Annotated in this window: 23 protein-coding genes and 2 pseudogenes; 6 read left to right on the top strand and 19 right to left on the bottom strand. The window is 70.0% G+C overall.

What is annotated here, in order from left to right:
• Positions 1–46: 46 nt before the first annotated feature.
• Together P3X83_RS00515 and P3X83_RS00510 are read right to left on the bottom strand one after the other, a co-directional pair.
• Positions 47–625 carry an HAD family hydrolase gene (locus P3X83_RS00515; RefSeq protein ID WP_277303213.1) on the bottom strand — a complete coding sequence of 193 codons (579 nt, stop codon included), beginning with the start codon at positions 623–625 and terminating at the stop codon, positions 47–49.
• A gap of 10 nt (positions 626–635) precedes the next feature.
• The gene (locus tag P3X83_RS00510; protein WP_277303212.1) at positions 636–1412 is read right to left on the bottom strand and encodes an endonuclease/exonuclease/phosphatase family protein; all 777 of its coding nucleotides are present in this window, start codon (positions 1410–1412) and stop codon (positions 636–638) included.
• Positions 1413–1497: 85 nt separating this feature from the next.
• Here P3X83_RS00510 and P3X83_RS00505 point away from each other — a divergent pair.
• Positions 1498–2501, top strand: a pseudogene (locus P3X83_RS00505) (IS5 family transposase).
• A gap of 57 nt (positions 2502–2558) precedes the next feature.
• Here P3X83_RS00505 and P3X83_RS00500 read toward each other — a convergent pair.
• From P3X83_RS00500 to P3X83_RS00485, 4 genes are all read right to left on the bottom strand, one after another.
• Positions 2559–3773 carry a methyltransferase domain-containing protein gene (locus P3X83_RS00500; RefSeq protein WP_277303211.1) on the bottom strand — a complete coding sequence of 405 codons (1215 nt, stop codon included), beginning with the start codon at positions 3771–3773 and terminating at the stop codon, positions 2559–2561.
• A gap of 94 nt (positions 3774–3867) precedes the next feature.
• A complete protein-coding gene (locus P3X83_RS00495) occupies positions 3868–4230 on the bottom strand; it encodes a hypothetical protein (protein ID WP_277303210.1) in 363 nt (120 codons plus the stop codon).
• On the bottom strand, positions 4214–4546 hold the full coding sequence (locus P3X83_RS00490; RefSeq protein ID WP_277303209.1) for a hypothetical protein: 333 nt from the start codon (positions 4544–4546) through the stop codon (positions 4214–4216). The genes P3X83_RS00495 and P3X83_RS00490 overlap by 17 nt, the downstream gene beginning before the upstream one ends.
• Complete coding sequence (locus P3X83_RS00485) at positions 4543–4740, bottom strand: hypothetical protein (RefSeq protein WP_277303208.1); 198 nt, start codon at positions 4738–4740, stop codon at positions 4543–4545. Before P3X83_RS00485 ends, P3X83_RS00490 begins: the two co-directional genes overlap by 4 nt.
• Positions 4741–5643: 903 nt before the next feature.
• Here P3X83_RS00485 and P3X83_RS00480 point away from each other — a divergent pair.
• The 3 genes from P3X83_RS00480 to P3X83_RS00470 are packed head-to-tail and all read left to right on the top strand — an operon-like array spanning position 5644 to position 8184.
• Positions 5644–6645: a hypothetical protein gene (locus tag P3X83_RS00480; RefSeq protein WP_277303207.1), complete on the top strand. Its 1002-nt coding sequence runs from the start codon at positions 5644–5646 to the stop codon at positions 6643–6645.
• Positions 6646–6655: 10 nt separating this feature from the next.
• Entirely contained in the window at positions 6656–7228 is a 573-nt protein-coding gene (locus P3X83_RS00475) for a GNAT family protein (protein WP_277303206.1), read from the top strand.
• A gap of 23 nt (positions 7229–7251) precedes the next feature.
• On the top strand, positions 7252–8184 hold the full coding sequence (locus P3X83_RS00470; RefSeq protein WP_277303205.1) for an inositol monophosphatase family protein: 933 nt from the start codon (positions 7252–7254) through the stop codon (positions 8182–8184).
• A gap of 55 nt (positions 8185–8239) precedes the next feature.
• Here the strand turns inward: P3X83_RS00470 and P3X83_RS00465 are convergent, their stop codons facing one another.
• The 5 genes from P3X83_RS00465 to P3X83_RS00445 form a co-directional block, all read right to left on the bottom strand.
• Positions 8240–8521, bottom strand: a complete 282-nt coding sequence (locus tag P3X83_RS00465; protein WP_277303204.1) for a helix-turn-helix domain-containing protein — start codon at positions 8519–8521, stop codon at positions 8240–8242.
• 309 nt (positions 8522–8830) lie between these two features.
• Entirely contained in the window at positions 8831–9181 is a 351-nt protein-coding gene (locus P3X83_RS00460; RefSeq protein ID WP_277303203.1) for a hypothetical protein, read from the bottom strand.
• A gap of 72 nt (positions 9182–9253) precedes the next feature.
• Complete coding sequence (locus P3X83_RS00455) at positions 9254–9577, bottom strand: glyoxalase/bleomycin resistance/dioxygenase family protein (protein ID WP_277303202.1); 324 nt, start codon at positions 9575–9577, stop codon at positions 9254–9256.
• A 524-nt stretch (positions 9578–10101) separates the two neighbouring features.
• Entirely contained in the window at positions 10102–10287 is a 186-nt protein-coding gene (locus tag P3X83_RS00450; protein ID WP_277303201.1) for a hypothetical protein, read from the bottom strand.
• A gap of 105 nt (positions 10288–10392) precedes the next feature.
• On the bottom strand, positions 10393–10542 hold the full coding sequence (locus P3X83_RS00445; RefSeq protein ID WP_277303200.1) for a hypothetical protein: 150 nt from the start codon (positions 10540–10542) through the stop codon (positions 10393–10395).
• Positions 10543–10578: 36 nt separating this feature from the next.
• Between P3X83_RS00445 and P3X83_RS00440 the strand changes: the two are divergent.
• Positions 10579–10830 (top strand): annotated as a pseudogene (locus P3X83_RS00440) (aldo/keto reductase); the annotation flags it as partial.
• Between the two features lie 275 nt (positions 10831–11105).
• Complete coding sequence (locus tag P3X83_RS00435; RefSeq protein ID WP_277303199.1) at positions 11106–11924, top strand: nucleotidyltransferase domain-containing protein; 819 nt, start codon at positions 11106–11108, stop codon at positions 11922–11924.
• A 44-nt stretch (positions 11925–11968) separates the two neighbouring features.
• On the opposite strand, the gene P3X83_RS00430 is transcribed toward P3X83_RS00435, so the two are convergent.
• From P3X83_RS00430 to P3X83_RS00395, 8 genes are all read right to left on the bottom strand, one after another.
• Positions 11969–13024, bottom strand: coding sequence for a hypothetical protein (locus tag P3X83_RS00430; RefSeq protein ID WP_277303198.1), 1056 nt, complete (start codon positions 13022–13024; stop codon positions 11969–11971).
• A 23-nt stretch (positions 13025–13047) separates the two neighbouring features.
• Entirely contained in the window at positions 13048–13635 is a 588-nt protein-coding gene (locus tag P3X83_RS00425) for a pyridoxal 5'-phosphate synthase (protein ID WP_277303197.1), read from the bottom strand.
• Positions 13632–14852 (bottom strand): amidohydrolase family protein, encoded by a 1221-nt coding sequence (locus P3X83_RS00420; protein ID WP_277303196.1) that lies wholly within the window; start codon positions 14850–14852, stop codon positions 13632–13634. Before P3X83_RS00420 ends, P3X83_RS00425 begins: the two co-directional genes overlap by 4 nt.
• Before the next feature lie 22 nt (positions 14853–14874).
• Entirely contained in the window at positions 14875–16134 is a 1260-nt protein-coding gene (locus tag P3X83_RS00415; protein WP_277303195.1) for an amidohydrolase family protein, read from the bottom strand.
• Positions 16135–16201: 67 nt separating this feature from the next.
• Complete coding sequence (locus P3X83_RS00410) at positions 16202–17206, bottom strand: dipeptide ABC transporter ATP-binding protein (RefSeq protein WP_277303194.1); 1005 nt, start codon at positions 17204–17206, stop codon at positions 16202–16204.
• Positions 17187–18185, bottom strand: a complete 999-nt coding sequence (locus P3X83_RS00405) for an ABC transporter ATP-binding protein (protein ID WP_277303193.1) — start codon at positions 18183–18185, stop codon at positions 17187–17189. Before P3X83_RS00405 ends, P3X83_RS00410 begins: the two co-directional genes overlap by 20 nt.
• Positions 18182–19084 carry an ABC transporter permease gene (locus P3X83_RS00400; protein ID WP_277303192.1) on the bottom strand — a complete coding sequence of 301 codons (903 nt, stop codon included), beginning with the start codon at positions 19082–19084 and terminating at the stop codon, positions 18182–18184. Before P3X83_RS00400 ends, P3X83_RS00405 begins: the two co-directional genes overlap by 4 nt.
• Complete coding sequence (locus P3X83_RS00395) at positions 19077–20000, bottom strand: ABC transporter permease (RefSeq protein WP_277303191.1); 924 nt, start codon at positions 19998–20000, stop codon at positions 19077–19079. Before P3X83_RS00395 ends, P3X83_RS00400 begins: the two co-directional genes overlap by 8 nt.
• Positions 20001–20002: the final 2 nt, after the last annotated feature.

The raw sequence follows: 20002 nt of genomic DNA, 5'->3' as shown, positions 1-20002 counted from the left end.
AGGGCCTCGTCGAGCGGCTGGCCGCCGGCGCCCGACTGGGTCGCTGTCACCCCCGTGAGACCGGACGGCCCGATACCCTCGCCGACGGACGCACCCCGAGGGCATCCAGGCCCTCGGGCGCAGACGTGGCAGGCAGGCCGCCTGTGAGGAGAGCGGGAAGGTCACGGACGTGGCGGATCAACATCACCTCCCCAGGCACGACAACGCCATCCGGCAGCTCGGCGCGGCCCACCAGCGCCGGGCGCATGCCGTGGCGGGATGGCCCGATCACGTCCTTCTGCACGCTGTCCCCGACCCACAGCACCTCGGGCGGCTCGCAGCCGGCGGCGGCCAGGACGCGCCGGTAGAACTCCGCATGGGGCTTGGCCACGCCCAGCTCGGCCGACAGGAACACCTCGTGGAAGAGATGGTCCACGCCGCCTCGGCGTAGGGCGGCGTGGCGGTCCTGGTCCGGGCGGGTATTGGAGGCCAGGATCAGGCGCTTGCCCGCGCGGTGGAGGACGTGCAGCGCCGCCGCAGCGTAGGGGTCCACCGGGCGCCGTGGGTCCGTGCGAGGGCCGAACGTGAGGGTTTCGCCGTAGTCGAGGACCACCGTGCGAACCGGCGGGGGCAGGACCGATGCCATCCGAGCCCCCTTATCTGGCCAGGTTGCACCTGGCCACCACCAAGCGGTGATCCGACAGCGGTTCGCCGTCTTCTTCCACCACGGCGTAGCTCTCCCACACCTCCTCGGGGAGATTGCTGTAGATCCGATCCGCGCGGTAGTAGAGGCCATCACGATGGCCCACAGTGGGCGTGAGGTCTCCGAAGTGCTTCGCGAGATCGACGAACCCGGATCCCTCGATCGCGCTTGCTGCCCGCTGATCGCCCTTACGGCGGATCTTCTCCTGGGAAACCCCCGAGTTTGCCCGAGGTGCCTCACCGGTTGGCGCCGCGTTGAAGTCGCCGACGATGACGGCCGGCCGCTTGCTGTAAAGGTCGAACGCCTCCGCCTCAGCGAGCCGTATCTCTGGGGAGGCGGGCGCGAGGTGGACGTTGAGGAACCACAACGGTCCCCAGCCGTCCACGAACAACTCCACGGCGCCCTGTGCGTGCCACCACGGCGTGGCGTGGTCGTGATGCTCACGCACCACCCGCAGGCCGGTGCGTTTCCGGACGAACATCGCGAGGTGACAGCCGTGATGGTTGGAGGGCACCAGGGTGCGGTAGGACATCCCGAGCCGGGTAGCGACGAGGTTCAGCAGCCGGTCGTTGTCGTCCTTGGGACCGCTGTTCCAGCGCTTGGCCTCCTCGACTCCGAACAAGTCAGGCTTCAGCGGGGCGACCTGGTCGAGCTGTTTCAGCAGTCTGGCCTCGCTGCCGTCATCGAGCCCGCCCTCGTCGATGTTGTAACCGGCCACCACCAGTTTCATAGATCCTCCTAGGGCGCGTATTGGGTCGTGATCAATCTGTCGATTCGCCCTCATGGTGAGGCCTGGGCCGGTAGACCTTTGTCCCGTGACGCGAGCGCAACTGACCGACGCGGAGTGGGAGTTCATCGGGCCGTACCTGCCGATCGGCGAGTACGGCCCCTACCCCGAGCGGTTACGGCAGCAGTTCGAAGGTGTGATCTGGCGGTTCAGGACCGGCGGGCAGTGGCGGGAGATGCCGGCCGAGTTCGGTGCCTGGTCAACCGTCCACAACCGCTTCCGGCAATGGCGTGACGCCGGCGTCTTCGAGGCCCTGCTGGAGGGCCTGATCGCGGCAGCTGCGAAGCGGGGTGATGTGGACCTGTCCCTGGTCGGCATCGACTCCACCACGGCGCGTGCTCACCACGACGCGGCCGGGATGCACCTGGGCGAGGACGTCCTCGGCGCACTGGAGGAGGCAGCCGCCGAGGCGGAGAAGGCCAGGTCAAAAGGGGCAGTGGCGAAGAACAAGACGGGCAGGACGCCGAGATCGATCCCGGGTGGGAGGAGCGACGGCGTATCCGGCGCCGGCGAAAACTCCGGCTGAAGGCCGCCCTCCTGGGACGCTCCAGGGGCGGGCAGACCAGCAAGGTTCACCTGGCCGCCGACCGCAAGTGCCGCCCACTGGCGTTCGTGCTGAGCGCAGGCCAGGCCGCCGACAGCCCGCAGTTCATCCCCGTGCTGGGGAAGATACGGGTCCGCGTCCCCGTCGGCCGCCCCCGCACCCGGCCGGACGCGGTTGCCGCCGACAAGGCCTACTCCTCCCGCGGTAACCGGGCCCACCTGCGCAGACGCGGTATCAAGGCAGTGATCCCGGAGAAGAGAGACCAGGCCGCCAACCGGAAGAAGAAGGGCTGTGCGGGCGGTCGGCCTGTCAGCCACGACGCCGGCCTCTACAAGGAGAGGAACACCGTCGAGCGCCTGATCAACAAGCTCAAGACCTGGCGAGGCATCGCCACTCGATACGACAAGACCCCGGGCAGCTACCTCGCCGGCCTCCATCTGCGCGCCTCAATGATCTGGGTCAAGGACCTCACCCGGACCACCAGTTGATCACGACCAAATACACGCCCTAAGTCGGCGACGCAGGTTCGGACGTTGCCCTTCAGGTCAGTTCGCGAGCGGCCCGTACAGCGGAGTGAGCGCCCGGCCGGGATGATCGAGCCACACCTCTTGCCCCTCCGGGCTCACGCTCAGCCCGAACCGGTCCGGTCCGGGCTGCCCGGCGCGGAGCCAGGCCATGTACGCGGCCATGACCTCGTCCCACAGCCGCCGATCACCCGCCTGCACGACCTCCGCGTCCACCTGGCCGGGCACCGTCTCCACGGCGGCCCACGACGTCCCGGCGAGGTCTTCCAGACGGGTCACGTGGCTCCACGCCGCGCCGCGCCGTACCCGCTCGGTGGCGGTGACGATGTCCCCGGCCACCGCGGCGAGCATCAACATCAGCCCGCCCGGCGGTTCGGCGAGGGTCCGCGGGTCGAACCGGGTCGTGGTCAGCGCCTCGCTGTGCCCGGCCTGCTCGGACACGGTACGCCGCTGGGCGCGGAGCATCATAAACGCCGCCGGGCCGTGAAACCGCCCCACGGCGGTCCCGTCGTCGCCGACGGTGAGCACGAGCTGCTGCCCGCCGTAGTGCGCCGTCGGGGCAGGCATGTACGGCAAAACGATCCGCCCGCCCGGGCGGGTCTGCTCCACCCACGCGTACGGCACCGTACGCACGCCGCAGGTGACATGGATCCGGTCATAAGGGGCCGCACCCGGGACGCCGTCGGCGCCGTCGCCGTTCACCAGCCCGGGATCCCGCCCGGCTCGCTTCAGGTTCGCGGCGGCGATCTGCGCCAGGACGGGATCGACCTCGACGGTGACCACCTGGTCGTCGCCGAGACGGCAGGCCAGCATGGCGGCTGTCCAGCCGGTGCCGGTGGCGATGTCCAGCACCGTGTGATGGTCGGCCACATCCAGCAGGGACAGCATCGGCAGCACGATCGACGGCGCCGACAGCGAACACGTCGGAGCCCCGCCAGTGTCGGCAGGGTCTCGCTGGCCGTCGTCCCGCTGCGTGATGATCGAAAAGTCCGAATAGGCGGCGCGCCACCAGCCTGCCGGGTCCGCCTGCCGGTCGATCGGCCGGGACGACTCGCCCGGCTGGTAGGCGGCGGCGTACGCCGTCGGAGGGATGAACAGGTGCCGGGGCACCTGGTGCAGACCGGCCACCCAAGCGCGGCTGTTCAAGTCGTGGGGGTCGATGAGCCCCCGCGCGGTCAGGTGCGCCGCGAGGGCGTCGGTACCCTCGCGGGTGCGGACCTGGTCCCATACGTGCATCATAAACTCCTGGCAGGGTGTTCGTTGCTGTCGGGTGAGGGGAATCGCAGCCCGGATCGTCCGCTGTGCGCGGCCCGTAGTCCTGTCGCGAAGATCACGGGGAGTTCTTCCCCGGCTCCGGATCAGGCGGACCGGGCGGGTTGGTGCGTGGCCCCGGGCGGCTGCCCGGGACCACGCGGTTGGTGCTGGCCGGCCCCGGTCGCGGTCCACCTCGTGAGTGGCCGCCACCGGCCTCGGCGGGGACGGCCGGCCAGAGTCTCGGATCGTGGGCGAGCATCTGCTGCCACAGGTCGCGCGGGTCCTTGGCTTCGACCTGGAGGCCGTTCACGGACGGGCCGCAGAAGAACGCCGCGAGCGCCTGCCGGTAGGGCAGCCACATCACCCACCAGCGGCCGTTGGCTTGGCGCTGTAGCTTCTCGGCGACCTGGCGCGCGGCCTCGTCAAGCGGGCGTGGCATGCGCCGCTCTGCTGGTCGGCTCCTGCTCGCGTCTGCGGAGCAGCTCGTAATCTCCCGCGAGCGCCGTGGCAGCGCTCGCGGGGGTGGCGCGCAGCCCGTACAACCGCCTGCCGCGTGCGCTGAGTCGCGGGCTGCACCAGTAGATCCCGTCGGCGTCCACGATGGCGACCAGCCCGTCCCGCAGGGACACGATCACCCGGTCCCCGCCGCCGTTGACGTCGGCGACGATCCCGAGCTCCGCCAGCGCAGACGCCAGGTCCGCCGCAGCCTTCGCCACCGGCGACGGGCGCCCCGTCCACCACGGGCCGCCGCTCATGAATGCGTCCACGGCTCACCGTCCCCGGTGACGATCAGGTCGCCCTCGCGGTGCGCGCTGCGGAGCGTCGGCCCGTAGGCGTAGCCCTTCTTCAGCCCGGTTATCCGCGCGACCCTTGCCCAGCCCTCGCCGCCGGGCAAGGTGTCGAGCGCCGCGAGCATCGCCTGCTCGCCTTCGTCGGGGTCGCGGGTCACCCCAGAGGACCCTCGACCTCCCGCCTCGACCACCCACACGACCACCAGCCCCCAGGGCAGCGGCCCCCCGACCGCGGCTAGCGTCCCCTGGGGTATTGGCGGCCCGGGAACGACTAAGTCGCGGCTGCTGCTGGTGGTCTCGGCGGCTACTGGCGGGTCAGGGAAGTTTCGCGTCATCGGGGACCTCTAGAAGGCGGAGAGCACAACTTCTGCCGTCGGTGGCGTCAGTGCCCGCTAGTAAATGCCGTCCGTGCCGACCCGGTCACCCCATGTAGAGATATAGTTTTTACACACTGCTCACCGTCTCTGACCTGCGCTTTTCCGTGATGTCTCTGACTTATATGCAGCCCGGCTCATCGCTGTCCGATTTGAGTAGTTGCTGGCAAGCGGCAAAACGGGCAACCCTTCAATCAGAGTCCCGTGACAAGGAGTCGTATGAAGCAATGGGGGAGGAAGGACGTCAATCGGCTGCGGATGCAGATGACCGCCCAAGGACGGAGTGTGGAGGAAATCGCCGGAGAAATCCGTGCGAAGACCGGGCAGTCTCTTCTCGCCTCGTACCGCCTCGCGAAGGGCCTCAGCCAATCCGAGGTCGCCGATCAGACTCGCCGGTCGCACGCACCCATAACGCAGCCGACGCTGTCCTGGGTGGAGCTGTTCCCGGGGCCGTCGTCTCGTCCGCCGCTGGCTTCACAGGTCATCACGCTTGCGGGAATCTACGGGACAACCCCACGACGTCTTTTGGATCCGGAGGCTCTGGACCGCATGCCTCCGGGCGAACGGGAGATCATCCTTCGCTGTGATCCGGGGCATGCGGCACTATCGCTGCCAGCCCTTGGAAGCGTCGAGCCACCACCGCCGCCCTTGGACCCGAGATCAGGCGGCCTGCGCACGGAGGTAGAGATGGCGGCACGCAGAGCATTGAAGTTCCTCAGCCAATCCGAGGGAAGCAACGTCGGCCAGGAGACGATCGATCAGCTACGCGCTGAGATCGCCCGACTGGCGCAGGCGTACCCGCGTCAGCCGTTGCCGACGGTCCTGTTCGATCTGTCCGAAGTGCAGGACGTGGCGTTCCGTCTACTGGAGGGGCGGCAGCGCCCGGACCAGTCCAAGGAGATGTACCTGCTGGCCGGTGTGGTGTCAGGGATGCTCGCCAAGGCGAGCCACGACATGGGGGATCCGCACTCGGCTCTCACCCAGGCCCGCGCGTCGTTCGTCTGCGCGGACAACGCGGGCCACGACGGTCTGCGCGCCTGGACACGCGGGTTGCAGTCGCTGATCTGCTACTGGGCGGGGTGGCCGCAGGAAGCGGCCCGCTACGCGGCGGGAGGGGCCGAGTTCGCGCGGCGCACCAGTGGCACCGCCTCGGTGTGGCTCCCGGCTCAGGAGGGCCGCGCGCTCGCGGTGCTGGGCGACCGGGAAGGCGCGCTCGCGGCCATTCAGCGGGCCAAGGACGCCCGGGAGGCGGCGGGCGCTGACGACCTGGACGACCTCGGCGGCATCATGACGTTCCCCGGGCCACGGCAGATCTACTACACGGCGGACACTCTCACATGGCTCCCGGGCGATGAGCAGCGGGCGGACCAGACCGCCGCTGAAGCGCTCGCCGCCTACGAGGCGGCCGACCCCGCAGACCGGGCGTTCGGAGACGAGGCCGGCGCCCGCGCGGATCAGGCGCTGGCCAGGGTCCAGATGAGTGACCTGGACGGCGCCGCAGAGGCCCTGCGGCCGGTGCTCGACCTGCCCATGGAGATGCGGAACGCCGGGATCGTGGCGAGCGCCATGCGCGTCCATGACGCGCTGCGCGGGCCGGAGTTCGGCGGGGTCTTGGCCCGCGGTTTGCGGGAGGAGATCGAGCAGTATGGGCAGGTCTCGGTGCGCGCTGCGCTACCCCCGGGCCGCTAGCCTCCCCTCCATGAACCCCGTGACGATCACCTCCGCCTCCGGTCGGCTGGCCCTGCGCGAGTTCGCCCCGTCCGATGCCCCGGCTCTCCTGCGGATCTACGGCGATCCGCAGGTGGTCCAGCACATGAGTTTCGAGCCCCGGACCCTGGAGCAGGTGGAGGCCACTATCGCGGCCGTCACCGCCGCCGCCGAGCAAGACCCCCGCCGGGAGTTCTCCCTCGCCGTGGTCCGCCAGGACGATGGCGAACTGGTCGGGTTCGCCCGGCTCGCCATCGACACCCAGCACCCGGGACAGAACAGCGGGCAGATCGGGTTCGCGCTCCGCGCCGACCAGTGGGGGCGCGGCATCGGCGGCGAGACGGTGGGCCTGCTGCTGGCGCTGGGGTTCAACACCCTCGGCCTGTACCGGATCTGGGGCGCCCGCTCGCCAGAGAACGATGTCTCACGCCGCGTAATGGACAAGGCGGGCATGGTCGAAGAGGGGCGGATCCGGGGGCACATCATGGTCCGGGGTGCCTACCGCGACTCAGTCGTCCACTCCATCCTCGCGCCCGAGTGGGAGCAGGCCCGTACGGCTCGGTAATGTCGTGTGAAGGGAAGCGCATCGTGTCTTCGCAACCGTCTCTGCCTGGCCTGGCGCAAGACGTCGCCGAGCTGGTCGCCTCCGTCATAGGCGAGATCCGACCCCGGCTGATCCAGGCGGCCCTGTCCGGGGACCGCGCAGAGCACGCGAACGTCCGGCACGCCGACAACTTCCTGTCCGACTACGACATGTGGATGCACCGCCGATACCAGGAGCTGATGACCCAGATCATCCCCTCGTTCGTCTACGCCTCCGAGGAGGCCGACCCGCAGGTCATCGGAGACGACCCCGACCCGGACCTGTGCGTCCTGGTCGATCCCCTCGACACCAGCGAACTCGCCGTCCGCGCGTTGTACGGCTACACCCATGTCCTGGTCTACTCCCGCAGCCTCGCCCGCCCCGTCGCCGCCGTGGTGGGAGACATCTACCACCACATCCAGCTCTACGCCGCAGGCCGCGACGACGCCGGCGAAGACCAGGCGTTCCTGATCACCAGAGACGGAGACCAGCACACGCTGCGACTGGACCGACAGGTCCCCCTATCTGAGGCCCTGGTCACCAACTACCTGATGAAGCCAACCGAGCGCTTCGCAGCGCTCGCCCAGCAGACCCGCCTGATCGAACAACTGAGCCGCCCCTCACCGGACGGCGCGAGCCGCGGCCGGATCGGTGTGGACTTCGGATCGGTCAGCCTGTGCCACGTCGCGGCCGGCTTCAGCGACGCCACGATCGAGTTCGCAAAGGGGTTCGCCGTGTGGGACCTCGCGCCCGGCCATTACATCCTGAACGCGGCCGGAGGCGTCGTGGTCGATTTGGACGGCGAGTCGCGCCCGCTGGACTACGGGTTCGGCACGGTCGAGGAGATCGTGAAGGCCATGGAGCGCCGGGACATGTTCGTGGCCGCCTCCAGCCTCGACCTTGCCCGCGACATAGTCGAAGCGCTGCGCAGCGAGTGACCACCCCCCGCTGGGGTCGTGCGGCGGGGCGTCCGCGAGGTCCCCGGCAGGTCGCCTACTCCCCGCGGGGGTCGTGTCCGAGGGTTCCTGGTTCTGTAACCGGGACGGGGTCGATCCCGAGCATCTGCCGGAGGGTAGCGGTCGGCACCCGGAGCAGTCGGCCGAACGGGATCGTGGGGATCTCGCCGCGCTTGGCCGCGTCGTAGGAGGAGCTCTTGGACAGCCCGAGGTACGTTCCCGCCTCTGGGACGCTCAACGTGGGCTTCATCTCGGGAGTGGGGAGCGGCTTGCGCATGGTGGGGCGGGTGCCTCGTGTGGTCCTGTGCGTTCTGGTCACGGGCCGTACTGTGCAGTGCGGCGCGGTCTAGTGTCACAGCTCGACGCGAAGCAGACAGCTCAAGATCATCGGTGCTCCCTGTGGGTGCACCGGTCGTCCGACCCCGTACTGCCGCGTATCGATTCGTATCGTCTAGTCCGGCCCCGCCTGGCATGATGGATAAAAGCCCAGGTGAAAGGGCGTGTAGAGGCGGGTTCGATTCCCGCCACCTCCACCAAGCCAGACCGCCTCCTACCGAACAAGGTAGGAGGCGGTTTTCCTGTGATCAGATATGGTCCCTGCCGATCGCTGCGGCGAGCAGCCCTCACGTCAGGGCGGTGACCACGGCGAACGCGGGCAGCGGATCAGGTGGCCGACGGCGACCACCGCCATGTACACGACCGTCGCCACCGCGAACGCCCCGACGCCGAGCGGTACGGACTGCGTGAGCGGTCGCACCTCCAACGCGGCGAAGCCGGCCCAGCACACGATGATCACCACTGCTACGCCGCCCACGAAACCGACCACGGGCGCCGTGCCGAAACACGGCGTGTTCACGCTCAGGCACTCCCGCCGGCCCGCGGACTCGGCTACGTCGTAGACCACTGAGATCGCCGCTCCGAGGGCCCCGCCGAGCAAGGCGGCCCCGATCGCGCGCCGGCCGCTTCGGATGGTCTTCATCGACGCCGGAGCGTAGCCGTGCGGGCGGACATATCGCTGACAATCGACGACGGCGGTGAATCCGCAGACACATCAAGGCGCTGCGGGACGAGTGATCCGCAGTTCGACCGTTCGGCCGTCCGGGTCGGTGAGGAGGTGGCGGCCGGGCTGGAGGTGGGCGACGGTCTGGGTAGGGACGGTGAAGCCGAGACGCAGGTTGCCTGTCGCGGGGCGGCGCTCGGAGGCGGGGTAGAGCTCGAACACGATGCCGTCGAGCTCCGCGGCGTGGTGCTCGGGGCCGTTCCCGTGCTGTTCGGGCCGCAGGGGCAGGCCGATGCCGGAGTAGAAGTCGGCGCATTCCCACAGGCGGTCGGTGTAGACCACGATGAGCATGGCTCTCCTGTCGTCGGGGCGCATTCCCCCCACCTCCGCCCAAGTAAGGCGCCTTCGGCCCGCGTCAATCCGGGACCGGAGGCGCCCTTTTGTGTCCGTTCGTCAGCCGTTCAGCTTTCGTACTTTATGATCGCGGGGGTATTGCTTCTCGCGCCGGCGGGCTGAACTGAGGAGACGGAGCCCACAGGGACTTTAGGACCTCGATCCGTTTGGCAGTAGTTCACCTGCGGGTTGACCCAGCAACCGTAGACCGAGATCTGATGGTAGCCGGTGCCACTGGAGCAGTACGAGGAGTACCACCCGTCCTGATAGGTGATTGAACAGGAGTCGGGCAGGGCATAGGCGGGCGACGCCATACCGGTGATAACGGTGGCAGCGACGAGTACCCCACTGGACAGGATGGCGGCGGCCCTTTTCACACTCATGAGCGTTGCTCCTTCCGCGCGACGGACCGAATCCGTCTTCTCTATTAAGAAAGTTTCCTAACCGAAACTTAGCTGGCGGGTCCGGTCTGTCAAGGCCCGTTTCATCGCCGCCCCGACAGGGGGTCACGAGTGGGCGTGCAGGACATCGGAGACCATGCGGACGGCCTGGTCGTCGTCCTGGGCGATGTCGTTGATGTTGTCGGCCAGCAGGAGCAGCGTCGCCTCGACGGCGGAGAGTTCGGGGCGGGTCCAGGGGCCGTGCTGGGCGCGCCAGAGGTTGGGGGAGAGGTCGAGGCCGGCGGCGGCCATGTCGGCCGCGGTTCAGTTCTTTCTCCGCTACCGGCCTCCGGATTCGGGTTCGGCCATCGCGCGCACCGCGCGATGGCCGAGATCATGCGATCCGGAAATCAGGGCCTAATGGTCGCCCAGGTCGTCGAGATAAGCGATAAGGGCATTTTCGTCACCTTCCGGTTGGGTGAGACCAGCTTCGGTGGCACCGGTGACCACTCGGCAGCCCTTTCTGTGCTCTTTTTCCGGCCGTGCCGCCCACTTTTGGTCGTTCATGGCGGCATGGCTCTCTACTCAAGCCGACCCGTGACGCTCGGCACCGACCACATCGACCTGCTCCAACTGCACGCCTTCGACGCGGTCACGCCCGTCGAGGAGGTGCTGTCCGCGCTCGACGACCTGGTGCGTGCGGGGAAGGTCCGCTATGTCGGCGTCTCCAACTTCCCCGGCTGGCAGGCGATGAAGTCGCTCGCGGTCGCCGATCGGCACGGGTACCCGCGCTACGTCGCCCACCAGGTCTTTTACTCGCTGGTCGGCCGGGACTACGAGTGGGAGCTGCTGCCCGCTCGTTCAGAACCCACCCGGTGGGATGGGTCTTTGATGTTAGTAGTGGGGAATCCGTGACAGGCGTGAACTTTTACCCCGTTCTCCACGTCTGCCTACCGGGAGGCCCGGTATGGAGGTAATCGATGGACTCGATCAGGACATCCGATTAGAACTGCTACTCATCGAGGCGTTGCACCACGAGGCGGAACGCCTCACCGCCTGACCGTCCGTGTCCTGCCGTCCCCTGGTGGGGACGGCAGGGCGCCAGGCCCACCCGGAGAAGGGGAAGGACGTTGAGCTGGACGAAGCACTCCGGGCCTGAGTTCGAGGCGATCGCGGAGCGGTTCACCATCCTGCGGTGCCAGATCGGCTCGGGGGTGCACGGCACCAACGTTCCGGGCGCGGGGGACCGGGACGAGATGGGGATCTGCGTGGAGCCCGCGCGTTATGTCATCGGGCTGCGCGCGTTCGACCAGTACGTCTACCGGTCCCAGCCCGAAGGCGTCCGGTCCGGCGTCGGAGACCTGGATCTCACCGTCTACTCGCTGCGCAAGTGGATGGCCCTCGCCCTGGTCGGCAACCCCACCGTGCTGATCCCGCTGTTCGCCCCGGAGAAGGAGATCGTCGCGATCACCGGCCTGGGCCGGGAGCTGCTCCGCGACGGCCCGGAGTTCATCCTGTGGCGGCAGGCCGGGCTGCGTTTCCTGGGGTACCTGCGCGCGCAGCGCGACCGCATGGTGGCCCACCCGGAGGGGAAGGGCACCAACCGTCCCGAACTCGTCGACAAATACGGCTTCGACGTCAAGTTCGCCGCGCACATGGTGCGTCTCGGCCTGCAGGGCGTGGAGCTCCTGACCACCGGGCGGATCACGCTGCCGATGCCCGAGCCGTGGCGTTCCTGGATCGTGAGCCTGCGGCAGGGTGGGCATACCAAGGAGGAGACGCTGGCCCTGGCCACCGACCTCGAAGCCCGGCTGGAGGCCCTGGTCACGACCTCCGACCTGCCGGAACACCCCGATCACGCCCGCGCCGACGAATGGCTGGTCAGGGCGTATACCACCGTCTGGGCGGAGGATCAGGGGGACGGGAGCACCGTCAGCTCGCAGGCGTAGGCGTCGGGCGGAGCGGCGAGCGCCCAGACGATCATCGCATGTCGCTACCGGTGCCTCACCTGCCCCGCCAGCCAGGAGGTGATCATCTGGGCCACCCGGTGCCCGTTGCGGTCCATCATGATCATGTGAGAGTTGCCGCGATGCCCCCGGTCCGGCAGGTCGATCCAGGTGGACCTGCCCCCGGCGGCGCGTAGCGCGTCGTGGAAGCGCCTGGCCGAGGAGTACAGCTCGCCCCACGAGGCGTCCGATTCCAGGTGATCGCCCCAGATGACGAGATGCGGGATGTGGCGCAGCCGGCTCATGTCCACGGTGGACGGGTCGGGCGCGCCGGACGGCTCGATCGCGACGTGGGCGCGGACGCGGTCGGGGGCGGCGATGGTCGCCGCGTAGCCGAGCGGGCCCGCGGCGCTGTGGGTGAGGACCACGCTCGTCCCGACCTTGGCCACCAGGGCGTCGTAACCCGCCTGGGTGGACCTGTCGTAGCTGCGGAAGCGGGGTGTCACCTGTTTGACGAAGGTGTCGAACGCGTCCACCGGGAACAGCGTGCCGGGATAGGGGCGGCGTTCGGGCGGATTCGTGGCGTAGGAGCCCGCGGGCCCGATCCGGAACAGCTCCCACAGCTCCCGCTTGGTGCGGAAGAGCGGCTCGGCCGGGACGACCTCCGGATACCGCTGCGAGGTCGCGCGGCCCGCGCCGAACCCGTCGGTCACGTAGACGTCATGCCCCTGGAGCAGGAAGAGCTGCTGCCATCCGGGCCGTCCGTCCGGGGTGGTCTCGAAGGAGGCGCCGCTCAGGCCGCCGCCGTGCCACATGAGCACGGGCGGCGGACCGCCGGGGCGGGCCAGGCGCACGTACTGCACGTACACCTGGCCGGTCTCGAAGTCGCCGTTGGGATTCACGCGCACCGGCGGCTGTCCCTCGGCGACGAAGGCGTCCCTGGTCTCGGCGTCGGTCAGGGTGACCGGGCGTCCACCGATGTGGAAACCGCCCACTTCGCGTACGCGGATGCCCTGGCCCTGGTCATCCGTCAGGGCCAGGCCGCCGGTGGCGCCGGCGATCACGCCGGGCACGGTACCGGCCAGCAGTTGTCGACGTTTCATGCTCGTCTTCCGTTCGGGTGGGCTCAGGACCCGAGCACTTGCCGTACCCAGGTGTCCCCGGCGAGCCGGTACCGGTCTCGATCGTGCAGCCGGTCGGGGCGGCCCGCCTGGACGAATTCGAACTCCGCCGGGTCGATCACGTATCCGGTCCAGTGCGGCGGCACCGGCACCGGCGTTCCCTCGGGCCAGCGGCGCTCGGCCGCGGCGAAGGCCGCGTCCAGCACGCCGCGGTCCGTGATGGGCGCGGACTGGTGGCTCGCCCAGCTCCCGAGCCGGGCGGGCCGGGAGCGGCGGTGGAACTCCCGCGCCGCCCGCTCCTCGCTCATGCGCACCGCGGCACCGCGGACGGTGACCTGGCGGCGCAGCGTCATCCAGGTGAACATCACCGCCACCCGGGGCCGGGCGGCGATGTCACGCGCCTTGCCCGAACGGCCGTCGGTGACGAAGCCGATCAGGTGGTCCTCGATCGGCTTCATCGAGACGTTGCGCAGGCGGGGCTCCCCGCTGGCGTCCGTGGTGCTCAGCGCCATCAGGTCGGCCTGCGGATCACCGGCCTCCCGGGCCGCCGCCTGCCAGGAGAGCAGGAGGCGCATGGGATCAGAGGAGGTCACCGGACGACCAGGCCGTCGCGGGCGACGGCCTGGATCCGCTCAAGCGCGGACAGGTCGTCCACGGGGTCGGCGTCGACGGCGATGAAGTCCGCCTGGTGGCCGGGCGCGATCCGGCCGATGGCGTCGCCCATGCCCAGCGCGGCGGCGGCGTCGGTGGTCGCCGCCGCCAGGACGTCCCGGTTCGTCATCCCGGCCCCGGCCATCAGGCGCAGCTCGTTGGGCAGCGCGTCGAACGGGGTGAACCGCCAGCCGGCGTCGGTGCCGCTCACCATGCGGACCCCGCTGTCCACCAGGCGCCGCAGGTGCTCCAGGTCGTGGGGGTGACGCCGCCGCCACATCCGGCCGGCCTCCCCGGCGACCTCCGGCGGGACGGCGAGCACGTGGTGACCGACGGAGAGGGTGGGGCAGACGACCGTGCCGGTCCGGGCCAGCAGGTCGGCCACGGCGGGGTCGAAGCCGCCGCCGTCCTCGGCCGCGGTGCGGAACTTGCCGTGCTCGATCAGCCTGACGCCCGCCGCGACGGCGGCGCGCATCGAATCGGCCGACAGGCAGTGCACCTTCAGCGGACGGCCCAGCGTGGCGGCCTTGCCGGCCAGCGCGCGGAGCGTGTCCTGCGGGAAGCCCGGCTCCCAGGGCGGGGCGCCCGCCGTGCCCCCGCCGGAGGCCATGACCTTGACGAAGTCGGCCCCGGCGGCGACGAATCGGGCGACCAGTTCCTCGGCCTGCCCGGCGTCGGCCGCCTCGCCGCCGAAGCGCCAGCCGTGGCCGCGCACCGAGGTGATCGGCGGCGTGGACACGACCGCCCTGGCGCGGTCGGGCAGGGCGGCGGCCCTGGCCCGCACCGCGAGCACGGCCTCGGCCGGGCCGCCGCAGTCCGCGACGGTGGTGACGCCCGCGCGCAGCGCGATCCGGGCGTTCTCGACGCCCAGCTCCACCTTCTCGGCGAGGGTGCGGGCCGCGGAGTCCTCCTCGCCGGCACCGTCGCCCGACTCGGTCAGGTGGACGTGAGAGTCCACGAGCCCGGGGAGGACCACGGCCTTCCCCAGATCGAGGGTGGGCCAGGCGGCGGGCCACTCCGCCGGTCTGGTGGGACCGGGGACGATCGCCGCGAAGCGACCGTCCCTGATGAGCAGCCACGCCGGGCCGGGGTCGGTCGCCCACGGGTCCGTGCGCAGCCGTCCGGCGAACACCGCCAGGACGTCGTTCGACCGGTTCACGGCCTGCTCCTCGTCCCGGGACTCAGCGGGCCGGAGTCCACTGGACCTCGGGGGTCTTCGCGGACACCGCGCGGTCGTCACGGTGGACGAGGCCGCCCTTCATCACGAACGCCACGCGCTTGAGCGCCTCGATGTCCTGGAGGGGGTCGCCCTCCACCGCGATGAGGTCGGCGTGGGAGTCGGCGGCGAGCGTGCCGATCTGCCCTTCCTTGCGCAGCACCTCGGCCGCCACCACGGTGGCCGACCTGATCGCGTCCACCGGCTTCATGCCGTACTGCACCATCAGGCTGAACTCGTCCATCTGCTCCCCGTGCGGGAAGGAGCCCACATCGGTGCCGAAGGCGATCTTGACGCCGAGTTCGAGGCCGCGCTTGAAGGCGCCCTCGTGCCGCTTCACGAAGCGCCGGTCGAACTCGGTGTGCTGGCGCTTGTAGTAGGTGCCCATGGTCGGCACCCAGAAGGTGCCGAATTCGAGCATGGCCTGCAGGTCCTCCTCGGTGAGCAGCGGGCCGTGCTCCAGCGTGCGGACGCCGCCGCGGATCGCGGCCTGCGCGCCGTCCTTGCCGTACGCGTGCGCGGCGACGTCGCGCCGGTACCGCTTGGCCTCGGCGACCACGGCGGCGATGTCCTCTTCGGTGAACTGGTGGAGCGGCTCCAGCTCCTCAGGCTCGACGTCCTTGCGGGTGCTGGTCGCGTAGATCTTGACCCAGTCGGCGCCGATCTTGATCTGCCGGCGGACCTCCTTGATCAGTTCGTCCCTGGTGTCCACCATTCCCGCGACGTCGGGGAGGTGGAGCTCCGGGTTCACCTTGTCGTCGATGCGCATGTCGCCGCCGGTGATGGAGATGCCGTCGGAGGCGACGGCCATCCTCGGCCCGGGGATGATGCCGGCCTCGATGGCGTCGCGCAGCGCGGTGTCACCGTGCCAGACCTGCTCGTTGTCGGTGTCCCTGGCGCTGGTGAAGCCGATCTGCAGCGCCCGGTCGCACGCCGCGACACCCTCGATCACCCGGTACACCTGCGTCTTGAACAGGATGGCCGGGGGCCACACCTGGTCCTCGGGGCGCAGCAGCATGTGCGTGTGACAGTCCACGAGGCCCGGCATGAGGGTGAGGTCGCCCACGTCGATGATCTCGGCGTCGGCCGGCGGGGTGTCGACGACGGAGACCATCCGGCCATCGGCGACGACGACGCCGGCGTTCTCGAAGTACTCACCGGACGCGGGGTCCAGCACGCGGGCGGCGCGTACGGCGTACTGACGGTCGTGCGGGGCCTGATTCACATTTCCTCCAGAATTCTGTGTACAGAATACAGTAATGGATGATCGTTACGCGGGTCGCGCCGGAGCCTCAGTTCGCGGCGGGAGGAGCGGGGGCGGCCGTGGCGAAGTGGCACGCCGTACGGCTGCGCCCGTCGATGCCCTCCACCAGCTCGGGCTCGTGGATCCCGCACACCTCCTCCGCCTTCCAGCAGCGGGTGCGGAAGCGGCAGCCGCTGGGCGGCGAGGCCGGGCTCGGCGGATCGCCCTCAAGCATGATCACGTCCTGCTCGCGAGCCAGATCCGGATCGGTCGGCGGTGCGGCCGACAGCAGCGCCTGGGTATAGGGATGCCCCGGATGCCCGTAGACCGCGTCCTCCGCGCCGATCTCGATGACCTTCCCGAGGTACATCACGGCCACCCGGTGACTGATCTGCCGGACGACGGTCAGGTCGTGGGCGATGAAGACATAGGAGAGGTTCAGCTCTTCCTGCAGGTCGGCCAGCAGGTTGAGCACCTGCGCCTGAATCGAGACGTCCAGCGCCGAGACGGGTTCGTCGCAGATGACGACCTCCGGCCCCAGGGCCAGCGCGCGGGCGATGCCGATGCGCTGGCGCTGCCCGCCGGAGAACTCGTGGGGGTAGCGGTTCATGTGGTCGGGATTGAGCCCGATCAGCTCGAACAGCTCCTGCGTACGGCGCCGCCGCGTGGCCGCCGTCCCCTCGCCGTGCACGACCAGCGGCTCGGCGACGATGTCGCCCACCCTCATCCGAGGGTCCAGACTGGTGTACGGGTCCTGCAGGATGATCTGGATCTTGCGGCGCAGCGCCTTCAGCCCCGCCCGGCTGAGCCGGTGGATGTCCTCGCCACGGTATTTGATGGTTCCGGACGTGGGCCGGTCGAGGGCCACGAGCATCCGGCCGAGCGTCGACTTGCCGCAGCCGGACTCGCCGACCAGGCCGAGCGTCTCCCGCTCGCCCAGGGTGAAGGACACCCCGTCCACGGCGTGCACGCGCGTCGAGGGGCCCAGCGGCCATCGACGTCCGACCGCGTAGTGGCGGGTGACGCCGGAGACCTCAAGAATCGGCGGGGACATGAGCGAGCATCTCCTTTCCCATGTGACAGGCGCTCCACCGGCCCTGCGCGTGCTCGGTCAGCTCCGGCTCCCGCTCTTCGCAGGCGGCGTGGGCGGCGGCGCAGCGGAAGCGGAACGCGCAGCCGGTGGTCTCCCCGCCGAGCACGGGCGGCTGGCCGGGCAGGGCGGCCAGCCGTCCGGCCCGGCGATCGGCCCGGGGCACCGCATCGAGCAGCGCCCTGGTGTAGGGATGGGCGGGACGCCGGAAGATGTCGCGCACCGCGCCCGTCTCCACGACGCGGCCCGCGTACATCACCGCCACCCGGTCCGCGATCGACGCGACCGCGCCGAAGTCGTGCGTGATCAGCACCAGGCCCATGCCGGATTCCCGCTGCAGCGTCTGGAGCAGCCGCAGGATCTGGACCTGGACGGTCGCGTCCAGCGCCGTCGTGGGCTCGTCGGCGATCAGCACCCCGGGGGAGAGCGCCAGCGCCATCGCGATGACGGCGCGCTGCCGCATGCCCCCGGAGAACTCGTGCGGGTACTGGCGGTAGCGCCGTTCCGCGTCCGGGATCCGCACCTGCCGCATCAGCTCGACGGCCCGCGCCCTGGCCTCGGACCGGGACAGCCTGAGCCGGGTGCGCAGCGTCTCGCCGATCTGCGGGCCGACGCGAACGACCGGATTGAGCGCGGACAGCGAGTCCTGGAAGACCATGCCGATGCCCTGCCCGCGCACTTCGCGACGCCCCGACTCAGGCAGGCGGAGCAGGTCGCGGCCGTCCCAGCGGACGCTCCCGTCGCTGATCCTGGCCGGCGGCGTCTCCAGGATCCCCATGATCACCTGAGCGGTCAGGCTCTTGCCCGAACCCGACTCGCCCAGGATGGCGAGCGTCTCCCCGCGGTCCACATGCCAGCTCACCCCGCGCAGCACCCGCACGGGCCCGTCGTCCGAGACGAACTCGACCCGCAGCCCGTCGACCTCCAGCAGATGCCCGCTCATGATGAACCTCTCGGGTCGATGGCGTCCCGGACGACGTCGCCGAGCAGGATGAAGGCCAGCACGGTGACGCTGAGGAACAGCGCCGGGCCCAGCAGGGGGAGGGGGGCCTCCAGGAAGCGCGCCTGGGCGTCGTGGATCATCTGGCCCCACGAGATGGTCGGCGGGCGCAGCCCGACGCCCAGCATGGAGATGATCGACTCGTAGGTGATGAACACCCCGAGGTTCGTGGTCACGACCACCAGCCACGGGCCGAGGCTGTTCGGCACGACGTGCTGGACCAGCGCCCTGAACCGTGAACAGCCGATGGCGGCGGCGGCCACCATGAAGTCCTGCTGCCTGACCTCCAGCACGGAGGAGCGGGTGATCCGGGCGACCTGCGGCCACCCGTGCAGGGACAACGCGACGATCACCATCCACGCGCCGCTGCCCGAGGTGCCGAACAGGGTCAGCAGCACGCTCGCGCCCAGCAGCAGCGGGATGGCCAGGAAGATCTCGGTGATCCTGGACAGCGCGCCGTCGATCCAGCCGCCGAAGTACCCGGCCGCGGCGCCGATCACGCCGCCGATCAGGCCGGTCAGCAGGGAGACGGCGACGCCGATGCCGAGGCTGGCGCGCGCGCCGTACACGCTGTGCGAGAACACGTCGCAGCCCTGCAGGTCGCGGCCCAGCCACTGGCCGGCGTCCGCCGGGGCGAGCGTCCTGCCCAGGTCGCAGTCCTGCGGGTCGGTGGTGGCGATCAGGCCGGGCGCGAGGGCCATCAGCCCCATGACGACGAGCAGCGCGGCGGACACGTAGAAGAGGGGGCTGCGCGACAGCCTGCGCCAGACCGAACGCCGCCGCCCGCGCGGCGGGGCCTCGGTCCACTGCGGGACGTCGGTGGCCGTGGCGAGCTCAGGCATAGCGGATCCTCGGATCGAGTACGGCGTACAGCAGGTCGACGATCAGGTTCACCACCACGTAGACGAGCACGAAGACGGTGACCACCCCCACGACCGTGGTGCGTTCGCCCAGGTAGACGGCACGTGCCATGGCCTGGCCCATGCCCGGCAGGTTGAAGATGCTCTCGGTGATGACGGCGCCGCTGAGCAGCGCCCCCATCTCCAGGCCGAGGAACGTGATGACCGGGATCAGGCTGTTGCGCAGCGCGTGGTGCACGACGACCCGGACCCGGTTCACCCCCTTCGCGGTCGCCATCCGCACGTAGTCCTCGCGTAGCGACTCGGCGAGCTGGCCCCGGGTCAGCCGGGCGACGTAGGCCGTGGACAGCGAGCCGAGCACGAATCCGGGCAGGATGTAGCTGAGCAGGCCGTCCTCGGTGCCGGCGACCGGTAGCCAGCCGAGCTGTACTCCCACCACGAGCTGGAGCACGAAGGCGGTCACGAAGAACGGGACGGACAGGCCCGCGAGGGTCATGATCCGCACGCCGGCGTCGGCGACGCCGTTGCGGCGCAGCGCGGACACGACGCCCGCGCCCACGCCGATGACGATCTGGAACGCCAGGGCGACGGCGGCGAGCCTGGCGCTGACCCCGATCCGCTCGCCGAGCATCTGGGCCACGTCCTGCCCGCTGAAGGTCTGTCCCAGGTCGCCCTGGACGACCCCGAAAAGGAAGCGGCCGTACTGCTGGATGAGCGGTTCGTCCAGGTGGTAGCGGGCGCGGATCGCCTCGGCGAACGCCGGGTCGGCCGCACGCTCGCCGGCCAGGGCCTGCACCGGGTCGCCCGGCAGGGCGAAGGTGATGACGAAGATGACGAAGGTCGCGCCGACGAGGACCAGCACCGCTTGGGCGAGGCGGCTCGTGATGTAACGGAGCACGG

It is taken from the genome of Spongiactinospora sp. TRM90649, from assembly GCF_029382225.1.
Lineage (GTDB): Bacteria > Actinomycetota > Actinomycetes > Streptosporangiales > Streptosporangiaceae > Spongiactinospora.
The sequence above is the reverse complement of the archived record's forward strand: the minus strand, read 5'-3'. Positions and strand labels throughout refer to the sequence as shown.